This is a genomic window from Pseudomonas farris, assembly GCF_019145235.1.
Classification (GTDB): Bacteria; Pseudomonadota; Gammaproteobacteria; order Pseudomonadales; family Pseudomonadaceae; genus Aquipseudomonas; species Aquipseudomonas farris.
This window is the reverse complement of sequence record NZ_JAHSTV010000005.1, coordinates 307,367-322,232: the sequence shown is the minus strand read 5'-3', so window position 1 is coordinate 322,232 and position 14,866 is coordinate 307,367. Positions and strand designations below refer to the sequence as shown.

Below are 14,866 nucleotides of genomic sequence, written 5' to 3'. Positions count from 1 at the left end.
GATATTGTCGCTGCCATTAGAATGCGCTGCAATTGCGCACATCATCGGCGCAGGCAAATCTCCAGGAGTCCCACGTACATGAGCAACATGAACCACGAGCGTGTCCTCAGTGTTCACCACTGGAACGACACTCTGTTCAGCTTCAAGTGCACCCGCGATCCGGGCCTGCGCTTCGAGAACGGTCAGTTCGTGATGATCGGCCTGCAACAGCCCAATGGCCGCCCGCTTATGCGCGCTTACTCGATTGCCAGCCCGAACTGGGAAGAGCATCTCGAGTTCTTCAGCATCAAGGTGCCTGATGGCCCGCTGACTTCCCAGTTGCAGCATCTGAAGGAAGGCGACGAGATCATCATCAGCAAAAAGCCTACCGGCACGCTGGTGCTGGATGACTTGAAGCCTGGCAAACATTTGTACCTGCTCAGCACCGGTACCGGTCTGGCGCCATTCATGAGCGTCATCCAGGACCCGGAAACCTACGAGCGTTTCGAAAAAGTGATCCTGTGCCACGGCGTGCGTTACGTCAATGAAGTCGCTTACCGCGAGTTCATCACCGAGCACCTGCCGCAGAACGAGTTCTTCGGCGAGGCGCTGCGTGACAAGTTGATCTACTACCCGACCGTGACCCGCGAGCCATTCGAGAACGAAGGCCGCCTGACCGACCTGATGCGCAGCGGCAAGCTGTTCAGCGACATCGGTCTGCCACCGATCAACCCGCAGGACGACCGCGCCATGCTGTGCGGCAGCCCGAGCATGCTCGACGAGACCAGCGAAGTGTTGAACAGCTTCGGCCTGAAAGTTTCGCCGCGGATGCGCGAGCCGGGTGATTACCTGATCGAGCGTGCGTTCGTCGAGAAGTAAGTTTCGCTGAAAAATGTGGGAGCGGGCTTGCTCGCGAAGACGGTTTAACATTCAACGATGATGTTGACTGAGAGTCCGCTTTCGCGAGCAAGCCCGCTCCCACATTGGTTTGGCGTAGACCATAAAAAGCCCGCGTAGCCTTAAGGCTGCGCGGGCTTTTTTATGCCGGACGAAATTTCCTACGTGTTGGATACGGAAATGACTTCGAGGACGCGGATCAGGTCAGGCGTAGGGTAATGCCAGCGCACGTCCACATCCCAGAACTGCGCGCCGTATTCCCTTTCCGGTGCAGGAATCTGATACGCCGGGCGTGGGTCTTGTGCCAGGCATTGCTCGATCAGCTCGACCAAGGGCTCATCAAGCCGCTGAGCGTGGTCGTGAGCCTGTTGCAGCGCTGAGTCTGTCCACTGCACGGGAATCAACTGTGGCGGGGCGCTGGCGATGCTGTTGGACGCCGTGTCGATAATGTCGGCGTAGGGCACGTAAGGTTTGATGTCGAGAATCGGCGTCCCGTCGAGTAGGTCGATGCCGGAGATCCACAGCCGATTGGCTTCGACCTTATCCAGTTTGACCACCGATTGACCGATGCCATTGGGCCGGTGCGTCGCCCGAGTGGCGAACACGCCCATGGATTTGTTGCCGCCCAGACGTGGAGGGCGGACTTTCAGGCGTGGCTTTTCTTCCAGGGCCTGATGGAACAGGAACAACAGCCAGACATGGCTGACCTGCTCCAGCCCCTGCACCGCATCACCCTGATCGAACGGCGCCACCAGCTCCAGCACGCCTCGAGCGGCCGGGGCCAGTTGCGGTTGGCGCGGAATGGCGAACTTCTCCTTGAAACAGGAGCGCACGAAGCCGATGGGGGAAACGCTGTAGGTCATGGTTTGGGGTCGAGGCGGGGTGTGGGTGGGCATGATAACCCGAGCGGCCCTTGGGGCGGAGGTGACTGACAAATCGCCTTCGCGAGCAAGCCCGCACACACTGGATTTATGCTGGCCACAAATGGTGTGGTCACAGGATATCCAGTGTGGGAGCGGGCTTGCTCGCGAAGGCCGCGCCACGGACTAAAGGCTGAACCCTCCATCCAAAGGAATAATATTCCCAGTCATATATGCCCCGGCCGTACTCGCCAGACTGATAGCCAAGGCAGCCATCTCTTCTTCCCGCCCCCAACGCTTCATCGGAATCAACGCCGTATCCTCGGCCAACGCCTGCTCATCATTCCCTATGTGCTGAGTCATCTTGCTCGGAAAACGCCCCGGCGCAATCACGTTGACGTTGATGTGCTGGCTCACCAGCTCCCGCGCCAGAATCCGCGACAGTTGATGTAGGGCGGCTTTACTCGGGCCGTAGGCATACGCCTGTTCGCCAAAGGACGAAATCCCGGCCACCGAACCAATGTTGATGATCCGCGCCGGATTCGCTTCGGAACCAGCCTTGCGCAGCAGCGGCAGAAATTGCTGAATGCAGTTGAACACCGAGGTCACGTTGAGCTGCATGACCTTTTCCCAGCCCTTGACCGGGTAACTCTCCAGCGGCGCGCCCCAGGTGGTACCGGCGTTGTTCACCAGAATATCCAGCTGACCGATCTGTTCACTCAGGTGCGCAGCCAATTGCTGGACGCCTTCTTCATGGGCCAGGTTGGCAGCTACCGCGTGACAAACCCCGAAGGCACTCAGTTCGTTGGCAGTTTGCTGGCAGGCGTCGGCATTGCGGGCACACACGTACACAGTGGCGCCAGCCTCGACATAAGCCTTGGCGATCATTTTGCCGATACCACGGGTGCCGCCGGTCACCAGAGCGGTGCGGCCTTGCAGGGAAAAGTAGGGATGCATGGCGAATCCTGAGAGCTGAGGGTCAATACACCCTAGTCGTCAGCCGCCAGAAGCGGAGCCACTATTTTTGCGAGGAATGAGGGTCTATACAGCCTTTGCCACCATCCCTGTAGGAGCACAGCTTGCTGGCGAAGGCGTTTTCAAGATCGCCTTCGCCAGCAAGCTGTGCTCCTACAGGTTCGTGGGCGATTTACTGCGGGCGAACGCGCAGGGTCAGGCCCTTGAGGAAATTGCGCAGCAACTGGTCGCCGCACGCACGGTAGTTGGTGTGGCCGAACTTGCGGAACAGCGCGCTCAGCTCAGGCTTGGACACCGGGAACTCGGCAGCCTTGAGGATGGCGTGCATGTCGTCTTCCTTCAGTTCGAAGGCCACACGCAACTTCTTCAGGATGATGTTGTTGGTCACCGGCACTTCGATCGGCTGCGGCGGACGGCTTTCGTCCTTGCCGCGCTTGAAGATCACCAGGCCATCGAGGAAATGCGCCATGACCTCGTCCGGGCAGCGTACGAAGCCTTCCTCGTCTTCCTCTTTCTTGTCGAGGTAGGTCAGCAAGTCTTCCAGGGACACGTCCATGCCACCGATCTTGATGATTTCGATGACTTTCTTGTCGCTGATGTCGAGCATGTAGCGCACGCTGCGCAGTACGTCGTTATGAATCATGGTGTGCAGTCCTGATATTCAGCAGTGGGCGCCGCATAAGCAGCGGCGCCGAAATGTATGGCGGCGTGAAAAGTCTTAGAACTTCTCTTTGCCGGACAGGTAGCGCCATTGTCCCAACGGCACTTTGCCGATGGATACGCCGCCGATACGGATGCGGCGGATGGCGACGACCTTCAGGCCTACAGCCTGGCAAAACAGGGCGATCACGCCCGGTTGTGGGTTCTTCATCGCAAAGCGCAGGCGGTTTTCGTTCTGCCAGCTGGCTTTGACCGGCGGCAGTTCCTTGCCCTTGTAGGTCAGGCCGTGGTTCAGGCGGTTGAGGCCGTGCGCCACCATGTCGCCTTCAACTTCGACCACATACTCTTGCTCGATCTTGGCGGAGTCGGCGGTGAGTTTGCGCAGGATCTTCCAGTCCTGGGTGAACACCAGCAGACCGCTGGCATTGGCCTGCAGATCGGTGCTGGCGGTCAGGCGCAGGAAGTGGCCCTTGAGCGGACGTTTGCCGTAGCGGTGTTCTTCGCTCAGGGTCTCGGCGCTGATGGTCGCCATGGCCGTTTCCGCGTCCATGTCCGCAGGGACGTTGAACAGGATGGTCACGGGCTCCGGCGCAGTGGCCTTGGCCTCTGGGTCAAGCTCGACTTTTTGGGTGTCGACCTTGAACTGCGGCTCGTCGATGACTTCGCCGTCCACGGTGACCCAGCCGCCCTCGATGAACAGCTCAGCCTCCCGACGGGAACAGCCGACGAGTTCGATGAGGCGTTTGGAGAGACGAATCGGGTCAGTCATGACAGGGCCGTAACAAAAAAGGGGTGGGCATTGTACCTGCCTGGCGCCGGTTAATCGCGAATCCATTTGCGCCGTGTGGCTTTTTTGTGGGAGCGGGCTTGCTCGCGAATGCAATTTGTCAGCTGACATCAATGTTGACTGACACACCGCTTTCGCGAGCAAGCCCGCTCCCACATTTGTTCCGTGTTGTGTCAGCCATGCTGTGAACTTTGCTGGTTTTGACGCAAACGCATGTGCAGCAACGGATAGGGCTGACCCATACCGTCGTGCTCGGAGCGACCGATCACCTCAAAGCCCTGTTTGAAGTAAAACCCCAAGGCCTGCGGGTTTTGCTCGTTGACGTCCAGTTCATCGGCGTTCAGGTGTTCCAGGGCGTAGCGCAGCAATTGCTTGCCCAGGCCCTTGCCGCGATGCGCCGGGTCGATGAAGAGCATTTCGATCTTGCCCGCCGCCACGCCAGCGAACCCGGTGATGCGCTGGCGCGAGTCTTTGGTGCAGATCAGCATCACCGCGTCGAGGTAGCGGGTCAGTACCAGATTCTTCAGCAGGTCGATGTAGCTGTCGGGCAGAAAGTCATGGGTGGCGCGCACCGAGGCTTCCCACACTTGGGTGAGTTCTTCGTAGTCGCTCTGTTTCGGTGTGTGAATGACCGAGTGTTGGCGCATGCCCGCTGGCCTCTCTTGCGTGGATGACGCGAGTTCTTTCTCTCACAAAACGATAGACGTAAAAAAGCCCCACATCTCGTCAAGAGAGCAGGGCTTTTTGTATTTTTTGCGTTTAGATCTGTTCAGCCCACAGGTCGTATTCGTCGGCGTCGGTCACTTTGCACCAGACTTTGTCGCCTGGCTTCAAGTTGCTGCCGTTGTCGATGAACACGTTGCCGTCGATTTCCGGGGCATCGAAGAAGCAACGGCCGACCGCGCCTTGCTCGTCGACTTCATCGACCAGCACTTCGATTTCACGGCCGACGCGCATTTGCAGGCGCGCCGAGCTGATGGCTTGTTGGTGAGCCATGAAGCGGTCCCAACGGTCTTGCTTGACGTCGTCCGGCACGATGGCCGCGTCCAGCAGGTTGGCTGGTGCTCCTTCGACCGGCGAGTACTGGAAGCAGCCAACGCGGTCCAGCTGCGCTTCGGTCAGCCAGTTCAGCAGGTACTGGAAGTCTTCTTCGGTTTCGCCAGGGAAGCCGACAATGAAGGTCGAACGGATGATCAGGTCCGGGCAGATTTCGCGCCAGTTCTTGATCCGCGCCAGGGTCTTGTCTTCGAAGGCCGGGCGTTTCATGGCTTTCAGGACTTTCGGGCTGGCGTGCTGGAACGGGATGTCCAGGTACGGCAGGATTTTCCCGGCGGCCATCAGCGGGATCAGCTCGTCGACGTGCGGGTACGGGTAAACGTAGTGCAGACGCACCCAGACACCGAGGGTGCTCAGCGCTTCGCAGAGTTCGGTCATGCGGGTTTTCACCGGCGCGCCATTCCAGAAGCCAGTGCGGTATTTCACGTCGACGCCGTAGGCGCTGGTGTCCTGGGAAATCACCAACAGCTCTTTGACGCCGGCCTTGACCAGGCGCTGAGCCTCGTCGAGCACGTCGCCGACCGGACGGCTGACCAGTTTGCCGCGCATCGACGGGATGATGCAGAAGCTGCAGCTGTGGTTGCAGCCTTCGGAAATCTTCAGGTAGGCGTAGTGACGCGGGGTCAGTTTGATCCCTTGCGGCGGCACCAAGTCGATCAGCGGGTTGTGATCCTGACGCGGCGGCACGGCGTCGTGCACGGCGTTGACCACTTGCTCGTACTGCTGCGGACCGGTCACGGCCAATACGCTTGGGTGCACGTTGCGGATGTTGCCTTCTTCGACGCCCATGCAGCCGGTCACGATGACCTTGCCGTTTTCCTTGATGGCTTCGCCGATCACTTCCAGGGACTCAGCCTTGGCCGAGTCGATGAAGCCGCAGGTGTTGACCACCACGACGTCGGCGTCCTGATAAGTGGACACAACGTCATAGCCTTCCATGCGCAGCTGGGTAAGGATGCGCTCGGAGTCGACCAGTGCTTTCGGGCAACCCAGGGAAACGAAGCCAACCTTTGGATTGGCCGGCGCAGGAGTGGTGGACATGTCTAACCTCGGTGTTTTGGGACGCCTCCAGCCGAAGACGGCAAGGCGACAGACGGGCGCTATGTTGCGCCTCTGGTCAAAAAGTGCGCAATTCTAGCGGTGAGAGGCGCACTTGACCAGCTTTATGCAGGGAAATACGACGAGTGCTGCGCTATGCTTCGCGCCGTTGCGCTTTACCGATTTTCTACAGTCAACAAAACGTCTGTAACAACAAGTAAAACAGTGCATGCTGCGACGCAAAGCATAGTGTCTTTTTCAAAGAAGTCCGGGTCTGGAAGTAGGAGTGGTGGATGGGTCAGGCAAGTAGTCAGGCTGCGGGTGCCGAGCATTCGGCGGCGAAGCCGATCGGCATGCTGGTCGCGGCGGTCGGGGTGGTTTATGGCGATATCGGCACGAGCCCGCTGTACACCCTCAAAGAAGTGTTTTCCGGTGGCTATGGCGTGCCGGTCAACCATGACGGCGTGCTGGGCATTCTGGCGCTGATCTTCTGGTCGCTGATCTGGGTCGTCTCAATCAAATACATGATGTTCGTGCTGCGTGCCGACAACCAGGGCGAAGGCGGGATCATGGCCTTGACCGCCCTGGCCCGACGAGCAGCGGCCGGGCATCCAAAATTGCGCACGTTGTTGGTGGTCTGCGGGCTGATCGGCGCGGCGCTGTTCTATGGCGACAGCATGATCACCCCGGCGATTTCCGTTCTCTCGGCGATTGAAGGCCTGGGGCTGGCATTCGAGGGTATCGACCATTGGGTGGTGCCGCTGTCATTGATCGTGCTGGTGGCGTTGTTCCTGATTCAGCGCCACGGTACGGCGCGGATCGGTATTTTGTTCGGGCCAATCATGGTCACCTGGTTTCTGGTGCTGGGCGCGCTGGGCGTGTATGGCATCAGCCAGCACCCGGAAGTGTTGCAGGCAATGAATCCGGTGTGGGGCGTGCGCTTCTTCATGGTCCATCCGGGCATGGGGATCGCGATTCTTGGCGCCGTGGTGCTGGCATTGACCGGTGCCGAGGCGTTGTACGCCGACATGGGCCACTTCGGTCGCAAGCCGATCGCCCGGGCCTGGTTCATTCTGGTTCTGCCGGCGCTAATGCTGAACTACTTCGGGCAGGGCGCATTGCTGCTTGGTGATCCAGAAGCCGCTCGTAACCCGTTCTATCTTCTGGCGCCAAGCTGGGCGTTGATTCCATTGGTGGGATTGTCGACGATGGCCACGGTGATTGCCTCGCAAGCGGTCATCTCCGGTGCGTTCTCCCTGACTCGTCAGGCGATCCAGCTCGGCTACATTCCACGCATGCACATCCAGCACACGTCCAGTGCCGAGCAAGGCCAGATCTATATCGGCGCGGTGAACTGGGCGCTGATGGTTGGCGTGATTCTGTTGGTACTGGGCTTCGAGTCCTCCGGCGCGTTGGCTTCGGCTTACGGCGTGGCGGTGACTGGTACGATGCTGATGACCACCATCCTGGTGTCGGCGGTGATGTTGCTGTTGTGGAAGTGGCCACCGATCCTCGCGGTTCCGGTGCTGCTGGGTTTCCTGTTGGTGGACGGTCTTTACTTCGCCGCCAACGTGCCGAAAATCATTCAGGGCGGTGCGTTCCCGGTAATTGCCGGTATCGCGCTGTTCGTGTTGATGACCACCTGGAAACGCGGCAAGCAACTGCTGGTGGAGCGACTGGACGAAGGCGGGTTACCGCTGCCGATCTTCATCAGCAGTATCCGCGTGCAACCGCCGCATCGGGTCCAGGGAACGGCTGTGTTTCTTACCGCCCGCCCGGATGCCGTGCCTCACGCGCTGTTGCACAACCTGCTGCATAACCAGGTGCTGCACGAGCAAGTCGTGTTGCTGACAGTGGTGTACGAAGACATCCCGCGCGTCCCGCCACAACGGCGTTTCGATGTCGATTCCTACGGCGAAGGGTTCTTCCGGGTGATCCTGCACTTCGGTTTCACCGACGAGCCGGACGTGCCTGAGGCCTTGAAACTGTGCCATCTGGATGATCTGAATTTCAGCCCGATGCGCACCACCTACTTCCTCAGCCGCGAGACGGTCATCGCCTCCAAACTCGAAGGCATGGCCCGCTGGCGCGAGGCGTTATTTGCCTTCATGTTGAAGAATGCCAACGGCAACCTGCGGTTCTTCAATTTGCCGCTGAACCGGGTGATTGAGTTGGGTACGCAAGTCGAGATGTAAGCCACATGAAAAAGCCCCTGTTGCCATGAAGGTAGCGGGCGCTTTTTTGTGTCGGAGTACATTTTTTGGAGTCAAGGAGATCCCTTGTGGGAGCGGGCTTGCTCGCGAAGAGGGAGTGTCAGTCGACATCAATGTTGCCTGACACACTGCCTTCGCGAGCAAGCCCGCTCCCACAGGGGATCTGGCATGTATGAAAAAAGCCGCGTAGTTACGCGGCTTTTCCGTCTCTATGCCTTTACTTGCTTTCAGGCAGCTCTTCTTCAGATTCAGTCTTTGTCCGAGCAGGTCGCGGTGTCAGCACCTTCACCACATCATCAATCACTGCCTTGGACATAGCCGTCAAATAATGCGCGGCCCAGGCGTGGCGGTCGATGTCTTTTATGTAGGCTGCATCCTCGGTAAATGATTTGGCGAGGAACAGCAGATCGGAGGCTTGTGACAATGCATCAACGATGGGGACGCCGGCCCGGACGTTGAACAACGCCTGATCCGAGCAGTAGATGAGCGGGGTGAGGCCGATGGTTTTTAGTTCTGAAATCGCGGTCGAATCTATTTTGGACATGTCTATTCCCTAAGCTTGAGGAACTGCCACGTTCGTTTCCAAGCGAATGGGTGGCAGCTGTGCGCAGGTTGGAAAACCGGGAGCCTAGGAAACCGGCACGTCCGAAGACGTCCCGCGCACAACCGCCATGACACAAGATTGCAGCCGTAAAGGTCTGCGGTCATGTTGGGCACGTTGTTACTATTCGCTCGACGGGTTTCCAAGCCCGATCGCTGAATGGTCAGCGACGTCCGGAGAGTATCCCGTCGAAGAAAAGCCCAACAAGGCAGCAAAGTGCCCAAACGTACCCAATTGGCAAGATTAGGAGTTTGCCTACAAGGTCTGCGGGCGTCATCCGATATTGCGAGATCTTTTAGTAAACGAAACTAAACATGCCCAGTGAGCTTGAAAAACGCAGCTTGGTAAATTCGCGTTTTTTGCAGCTTTCTGTATGTCGAGTTCGACTCAATGCTTTGCGTGGAGCTGTGTGTTCAAATCTGCATGATTGTGAGGAGAGATAGGTATGACGGCATCATTAGAGCGTGCTGACCAAGCGACATCGATGCCTGCAATGGTCAGGGGCTTCAGTGCGAGACTCGAGGAGATCTCCAGCCGTGCCACCGAGCGCCTGGTCATTTTCAAAGATAATCGGCCAGCAGCGGTCATTATCAATGTCGATGTGTATCAGGAAATGCTCGACGAGCTTAAGGATCTTCGCGTTGAAGCAGCAGCCGGGGAGCGATTGATAGGGTTTGATCAGGCCAAGGCAGTTAGTCACGACGATATGCGGGCACGGTACGCCAGGAAAGCCTAAGAGCTCGCGGGCGGTAGACGCATCCGCACAGGCGATACGCAGATCCTGTGGGAGCGGGCTTGCTCGCGAAGACGGACTAACATTCAACATTGACGTCGACTGACATACCGCTTTCGCGAGCAAGCCCGCTCCCACAGGGGATCTGCGGTGTTTGGTTAACTTGCACTCATATGAAAAAGCCCCCGCACCGTGAGGTGTCGGGGGCTTTTTGTGAGCGCTGCTCAGATCACTCTTGAGCCGCCGTCTCCTTCCCTTGACGCTTCTCGATCACATCCACCAAACGCTGTGCCAATGCAGGATAGTTCTCGTCGAAGTGATGGCCGCCGGGCAGTTTCATCGCTTCGCCCACGGCGGTCTTGTCGGTGCAGCCGCTCTCGTCGACTTCTTCCTCACCGTAGATGCACACCACTTTTGCCGGCGGCAGCTTGGCCATTTCCGGGCCGGTGGCGGCTTCTTTGCCGGCGTTGCCGAGCCAGCCTTCGACTTCGATTTCGAAGCTGCCGGTGCGGGCGAAGGCCAGCAGGATGATTGCGTCGACGCGCTGCTGTTCAGCTTCCGGCAGGCGGTTGTAGATGGCGGGCAGTACGTCCGCGCCGAACGAGTAACCGGTCAGGATGAAGCGTTTGGTGCCCCATTTCTGCCGGTAGTGCTGCATCAGTTCGGTCAGGTCCAGAGCGCTTTGCTCCGGGCTCTTGTGCTGCCAGTAGTAGCGCAGGGTGTCGATGCCGACCACTGGGTAGCCGATCTTCGCCATCTCGCCCGCGACGTCGCGGTCGAGGTCGCGCCAGCCGCCGTCTCCAGAGAGGAACAGGGTGACGGTGTCCTTGGCCTGACCGGCCGGCACTTCGACCACCGGGATCTGCAGGCCGCCAGCGGCTTTATCGCCACCGACGAGGATCTTGCGCAGTTCGTTGTTCAGCACTTGCGGCAGGTTGATGTCGTAGTCGCTGATGCTGGTTTCGGCATTGGCCTGGTCACGCACGAAACCGGCGCTGGTGTCGTCCGGGTTGTCGTTCCAGGCCACCAGCCAGTGACCATGGGCAGCGCTTTTCGGCAGCAGGTGAGTGCAGCCGGGTTTTTCCAGGGCCAGGTCGACCGAAATCGCCTGGGCCTTTTCGTCCTTCTGTTCGGCCAGCCAGCGCCACGCCAGCACGGCGCCAGGGCCGATGCCGCTGACAAGGGTTGCCGGGCCTTTGAGTTGCCTGAGACCTGCTTGCAGAGCGCGACCTTGCAGGATGCAGTCCTTGGGCAGGATCACCTGGACGATCTGCGCCGAGCCGCTGCGGCTCAGGGTCAGCAATTGTTTGTCGCTGAGCTTCTGCTCTTCATTGACCGCCACCAGCACCTGGGCGCGCGGCGTGTTGCCGGGGATGACGCGGGTCATCGCGGCGCCATCGGCCGGCGTCAGCAGTTCGAGGGTCGGTTCTGGTGCCGGGCGTTTCAGGTACCAGTAACCGCCACCGACAATAAGGGCCAGCACTACCAGTGTGGCCAGTACGTACCGCAGGGAGCGTTGAATCATCAGCGTTTCACCAATCCAGTCAAGCCGCCCGCAATCAGGGCGGCAGTGTCGGCCAGGGCAACCAGCGGATCGAGTCCGGCGGGCACGGCCATATAACGGGGTTCCCAGTCGGGCTGGAACTTGTCTTTGAAGCGGCGCAAACCTTGGAAGTTGTACAGCTGCTCACCACGGCGGAATACCATCGAACCCAGGCGCTGGGTCAGTGGTGCGCCGCGCCGGGGTTGTAACCCCGACAACGGCACCATGCCCAGGCTGAAGCGCGCGTATCCATGATTTTTATAATGTTGAATCAGGCCGACCATCATGAACTCCATGGTCAGCTTGGGGGCGTCGGGGTGCGCGCGCATCAGGTCGAGGCTGGCCAGTTCATGGCCGTAAGTCTCGAGCAGGTTGGCGAACGCCACCGGGCGCCCTTCGAAACGAATCACCGCGACACGGAAGTGCTTGAGGTAGTCATCACTGAAACGCCCGAGCGAGAAGCCTTTCTCGCGCACGTTCTTGCCAGTCAGCCAGGCGTCCGAAATAGCCTTGAGCTCATCCATCGGTGCTTGCCCCGGCTCATGGATTTCCAGCGACAGGCCATCACGGGTGCCGCGGTTCCAGGTGTAGCGCAGGTCCTTCATCTCTTTGCCCTTGGCTTCGAGATCAAAGCGGTGCAGATCGACCCGGGCTTCTTCGCCGAGCTTGATCGCGGTCAGGCCGATGTCCATGTAGTACGGCAGATTCTCGGCGCGTACTTGATAGAACACGGGGCGGGCGTGATGGATATCGCAGAGGTCGCGGAACTGCCAGATCATTTCCGCCCGTTGCTGGGTCGGGCCGATCGGGTCATACAAGGCCACCAGGCTGCGACCACGGCGGGCGTACATCAGAAACGCCTCGTCGTTAGGGTGAAACAGCAGCGCCTTGTCACCGGTCAGGGCCAGGCCGCCATCCGGTTGGGACGAGGCCATGAGAATCTTTACCGCGCGGTCCAGCTCATCGGGCGTTGGCAGATGGATCACCGGGCGCGCGGTGCGCAGCAGCCAGGTCAGGGACACCACCACCAGCAGGACCGCGGCGCCGAGCAGCGAGCGCAGGCCACGCGGAGCATCGGCGTCGAGGGTGAACTGCCACCAGAGTTGATGGCTGTAGGGTACGTCCTGATAGGCGAACAGCAGCAGCCAGATCGATGCGCCGAGTACGCAGAGGCTGGCCACCAGGTACAGCGGCGAAAACGGTACTTCGGTCAGGCGACTGGGCCGATAGAACGAACGCCGGAAAACCCCCAGCAAACTCGCCGTCAGGGTCATCAGGCAAGCCTCTTCCCAGTCGAAGCCTTTAAGCAGAGAGAGCAGGGCGCCGACCAACAACAGAATGGTGGTCAGCATCCACGCGGCTGACAGGCGGCGACGCAACCCCTGAGCCAGCAACAGGCAGAGGACACCTACAAGGCTGGCGCCGAAGTGCGAGGCGTCGACCAAGCGATGCGGAATCAGAAAACCGATGTGTTCAAGGCGGGTATCGATCTCCGGCGTCACACCGGAAAACAGCAGCACCACGCCAGACAGAAACACCAGTACCGCCAGAATCGGCGCGGCCATGCCAGATGCAGCACGCAAGGACTGACGCGATTGAAACAGGCGCTGGCCTTCGTTGATCAGCAGCAATACGCAAGCCACCAGCAGCGGCAACACCACGTAGATCAGGCGGTAGAGCAGCAGCGCGGCGGCCAGTGGCGCGGCGCCGAGCTTGTCGGCGAAGGCAGCGAGCAGAATCGCTTCGAATACCCCGACGCCGCCCGGTACATGGCTGAGCACGCCAGCGGCCAGGGCCAATAGATAGACCAGCAGGAACGCACCAAAGGGCGGCGCTTCCGGCAGCAACAGATAGAGCACGGTCGCGGCGGCGGCCACGTCCAGAGCGGTGATGACCAGTTGCAGGAACGTCAGGCGTCGACCTGGCAGGCGCAAGGTGCGGCGACCGACCTTGACCAGCAGGTTGTCGGGGTAGGGCTGTTCCGGCAAACGACGGCGATAGATGCCGATGGCCAGCACGGTGGAGAGCAGCAGCACGACCACTGCAATCGCACCCAGCAACGTTTCGGAGAAACCCAGGGCCACGGAGGCGGCGGGCAGGTTGCTGAGGGTAGCGAGGGCGGCCAGGGGCGGAAGGGCGCAGCCGAGCGAGAGGCTGGCAAACAAGGTCATGTGCGCGACTTCCGAAGCCCCTACACCATGACGTGCATATAAACGGTAGCGAACCGAGCCGCCTGACAGCAGCGAAAGGCCGATGGCGTTGCCAATGGCAAACGCGGTGAAGCCGCCCAATGCCAATATTCGCGGCGCCAGCGTCACGCCGGCATAACGGCTGGCCGACCATTCGTAACCCAACAGAATGATGAAGCCGATGACGGTCGCGCCGAGCGCACCCAGCAAGGCCGGTTTTGGCACTTCCAGAATCGAGTCGTGCAGCGCGTACAGATCGAGTTCGCTCAGTAGGTGACGACAGGCAATCAGCGCAATGGCGAACAACAGCAAAGTGACCGCCAGCCCGATGGGTTGGCGATATTTGCTGATTCGATCCAGCAAGCGCAGGCGCTCGGCTTTGATCGGTTGTGTCGCTGTGACGGTGTCTTGTGGATCAGACGAGTTGGCGCGCATCAATCACCTCTTGGATTGTGCGCGACAGGATGGAGGTATCCAGCCAAGTTACCAATCCCTGTGGAAAAAAATAATCACAAATATTAACGCCTCTCACCGGATGTGGGCGATGGCGCGTCATTCAGTCGTAGGAAGTTTCATCTGTGGTCCAGCCTGCGCTGAACTCACAGTCTGGCGATCCCGAACGGCTCGCTGCACAGTGACAGATCATTGTTGCGAAAGGACTTTTTCAACAGATACAAAAAAGGCCACTCTTTCGAGTAGCCTTTTTTGATGTTTGGTTGCGGGAGCCGGATTTGAACCGACGACCTTCGGGTTATGAGCCCGACGAGCTACCAGACTGCTCCATCCCGCGTCTGTGTGGCGGCATTCTACAGGCGAACGCCGGAGTGTCAACCGTTAATCCCAGTATGGCTCAAATAAGTGTAAAGCGACGGTGAACGGTAGCGGGGGAGACCTAAGTTTCGGAATCAGAACGATTTCTTGTTTCTGGGCCGAAAGGCATAGACCGCTGATTTTTATAAAACAGGCGCGCACAAAAAAGGCCACTCTTTCGAGTAGCCTTTTTTGATGTTTGGTTGCGGGAGCCGGATTTGAACCGACGACCTTCGGGTTATGAGCCCGACGAGCTACCAGACTGCTCCATCCCGCGTCTGTGTGTCGGCATTCTACAGAGGATCGCAGGGCTGTCAACCTTCAATCTCGGTAAAACCTGTTCCCGTTCAAGCGCTTAGGTGAAAAAAGCAACGGCTGACCGGCCTGAAACGCAGGCAGGGCAAGGCTTGTGGCTCTATCGAGTGGGGTCTTTCGATTGAGAAAATAAATTCCCCTGACCCTTTTCCTACAAAGGAGAAAGAACATTCAGAGTACTGGTGCTATATACAGGTGTCAGTGAGATAC

Annotated in this window: 12 protein-coding genes and 2 tRNA genes; 3 read left to right on the top strand and 11 right to left on the bottom strand. The window is 59.1% G+C overall.

Annotation, left to right across the window (positions count from 1 at the left end):
- The first annotated feature begins 78 nt into the window (after nucleotides 1–78).
- The gene (gene fpr / locus KVG95_RS12805) at nucleotides 79–858 is read left to right on the top strand and encodes a ferredoxin-NADP reductase (RefSeq protein ID WP_003443014.1); all 780 of its coding nucleotides are present in this window, start codon (nucleotides 79–81) and stop codon (nucleotides 856–858) included.
- A 179-nt stretch (nucleotides 859–1,037) separates the two neighbouring features.
- On the opposite strand, the gene tsaA is transcribed toward fpr, so the two are convergent.
- The 6 genes from tsaA to rimO all read right to left on the bottom strand — a co-directional run bounded on the left by tsaA (nucleotide 1,038) and on the right by rimO (nucleotide 6,255).
- Nucleotides 1,038–1,739, bottom strand: coding sequence for a tRNA (N6-threonylcarbamoyladenosine(37)-N6)-methyltransferase TrmO (tsaA, locus tag KVG95_RS12800; RefSeq protein ID WP_217856711.1), 702 nt, complete (start codon nucleotides 1,737–1,739; stop codon nucleotides 1,038–1,040).
- A gap of 183 nt (nucleotides 1,740–1,922) precedes the next feature.
- On the bottom strand, nucleotides 1,923–2,693 hold the full coding sequence (locus KVG95_RS12795; RefSeq protein WP_217856710.1) for an SDR family oxidoreductase: 771 nt from the start codon (nucleotides 2,691–2,693) through the stop codon (nucleotides 1,923–1,925).
- A gap of 190 nt (nucleotides 2,694–2,883) precedes the next feature.
- The gene (locus tag KVG95_RS12790; RefSeq protein ID WP_217856709.1) at nucleotides 2,884–3,354 is read right to left on the bottom strand and encodes a YehS family protein; all 471 of its coding nucleotides are present in this window, start codon (nucleotides 3,352–3,354) and stop codon (nucleotides 2,884–2,886) included.
- A 75-nt stretch (nucleotides 3,355–3,429) separates the two neighbouring features.
- Entirely contained in the window at nucleotides 3,430–4,140 is a 711-nt protein-coding gene (locus KVG95_RS12785) for an rRNA pseudouridine synthase (RefSeq protein ID WP_217856708.1), read from the bottom strand.
- A gap of 191 nt (nucleotides 4,141–4,331) precedes the next feature.
- Nucleotides 4,332–4,805, bottom strand: coding sequence for a GNAT family N-acetyltransferase (locus KVG95_RS12780; RefSeq protein WP_217856707.1), 474 nt, complete (start codon nucleotides 4,803–4,805; stop codon nucleotides 4,332–4,334).
- Nucleotides 4,806–4,917: 112 nt separating this feature from the next.
- Nucleotides 4,918–6,255: a 30S ribosomal protein S12 methylthiotransferase RimO gene (rimO, locus tag KVG95_RS12775; RefSeq protein WP_048393845.1), complete on the bottom strand. Its 1,338-nt coding sequence runs from the start codon at nucleotides 6,253–6,255 to the stop codon at nucleotides 4,918–4,920.
- A 290-nt stretch (nucleotides 6,256–6,545) separates the two neighbouring features.
- On the opposite strand from rimO, the gene KVG95_RS12770 reads away from it, so the two are divergent.
- Nucleotides 6,546–8,447 carry a potassium transporter Kup gene (locus tag KVG95_RS12770; RefSeq protein ID WP_217856706.1) on the top strand — a complete coding sequence of 634 codons (1,902 nt, stop codon included), beginning with the start codon at nucleotides 6,546–6,548 and terminating at the stop codon, nucleotides 8,445–8,447.
- A gap of 235 nt (nucleotides 8,448–8,682) precedes the next feature.
- Here the strand turns inward: KVG95_RS12770 and KVG95_RS12765 are convergent, their stop codons facing one another.
- Nucleotides 8,683–9,009 carry a DUF3077 domain-containing protein gene (locus KVG95_RS12765; RefSeq protein WP_217856705.1) on the bottom strand — a complete coding sequence of 109 codons (327 nt, stop codon included), beginning with the start codon at nucleotides 9,007–9,009 and terminating at the stop codon, nucleotides 8,683–8,685.
- Between the two features lie 502 nt (nucleotides 9,010–9,511).
- Between KVG95_RS12765 and KVG95_RS12760 the strand changes: the two genes are divergently transcribed.
- Entirely contained in the window at nucleotides 9,512–9,802 is a 291-nt protein-coding gene (locus KVG95_RS12760; protein WP_217856704.1) for a type II toxin-antitoxin system Phd/YefM family antitoxin, read from the top strand.
- 226 nt (nucleotides 9,803–10,028) lie between these two features.
- Here KVG95_RS12760 and KVG95_RS12755 read toward each other — a convergent pair whose 3' ends face one another.
- From KVG95_RS12755 to KVG95_RS12740, 4 genes are all read right to left on the bottom strand, one after another.
- Nucleotides 10,029–11,324: a virulence factor family protein gene (locus tag KVG95_RS12755; RefSeq protein ID WP_217856703.1), complete on the bottom strand. Its 1,296-nt coding sequence runs from the start codon at nucleotides 11,322–11,324 to the stop codon at nucleotides 10,029–10,031.
- Nucleotides 11,324–13,966 carry a bifunctional lysylphosphatidylglycerol flippase/synthetase MprF gene (mprF, locus tag KVG95_RS12750; RefSeq protein ID WP_217856702.1) on the bottom strand — a complete coding sequence of 881 codons (2,643 nt, stop codon included), beginning with the start codon at nucleotides 13,964–13,966 and terminating at the stop codon, nucleotides 11,324–11,326. Before mprF ends, KVG95_RS12755 begins: the two co-directional genes overlap by 1 nt.
- 278 nt (nucleotides 13,967–14,244) lie before the next feature.
- Nucleotides 14,245–14,321 (bottom strand) — tRNA-Met (locus tag KVG95_RS12745).
- A 220-nt stretch (nucleotides 14,322–14,541) separates the two neighbouring features.
- Nucleotides 14,542–14,618: transfer RNA gene (locus KVG95_RS12740), tRNA-Met, on the bottom strand.
- Nucleotides 14,619–14,866 lie beyond the last annotated feature (248 nt).

Coding starts and splice junctions, on each gene's coding strand:
- KVG95_RS12765 (WP_217856705.1), bottom strand. CDS start 9,009: ATGTCCAAAATAGATTCGACCGCGATTTCAGAACTAAAAACCATCGGC.
- KVG95_RS12760 (WP_217856704.1), top strand. CDS start 9,512: ATGACGGCATCATTAGAGCGTGCTGACCAAGCGACATCGATGCCTGCA.
- mprF (WP_217856702.1), bottom strand. CDS start 13,966: ATGCGCGCCAACTCGTCTGATCCACAAGACACCGTCACAGCGACACAA.
- KVG95_RS12780 (WP_217856707.1), bottom strand. CDS start 4,805: ATGCGCCAACACTCGGTCATTCACACACCGAAACAGAGCGACTACGAA.
- KVG95_RS12790 (WP_217856709.1), bottom strand. CDS start 3,354: ATGATTCATAACGACGTACTGCGCAGCGTGCGCTACATGCTCGACATC.
- tsaA (WP_217856711.1), bottom strand. CDS start 1,739: ATGACCTACAGCGTTTCCCCCATCGGCTTCGTGCGCTCCTGTTTCAAG.
- KVG95_RS12755 (WP_217856703.1), bottom strand. CDS start 11,324: ATGATTCAACGCTCCCTGCGGTACGTACTGGCCACACTGGTAGTGCTG.
- KVG95_RS12785 (WP_217856708.1), bottom strand. CDS start 4,140: ATGACTGACCCGATTCGTCTCTCCAAACGCCTCATCGAACTCGTCGGC.
- fpr (WP_003443014.1), top strand. CDS start 79: ATGAGCAACATGAACCACGAGCGTGTCCTCAGTGTTCACCACTGGAAC.
- rimO (WP_048393845.1), bottom strand. CDS start 6,255: ATGTCCACCACTCCTGCGCCGGCCAATCCAAAGGTTGGCTTCGTTTCC.
- KVG95_RS12795 (WP_217856710.1), bottom strand. CDS start 2,693: ATGCATCCCTACTTTTCCCTGCAAGGCCGCACCGCTCTGGTGACCGGC.
- KVG95_RS12770 (WP_217856706.1), top strand. CDS start 6,546: ATGGGTCAGGCAAGTAGTCAGGCTGCGGGTGCCGAGCATTCGGCGGCG.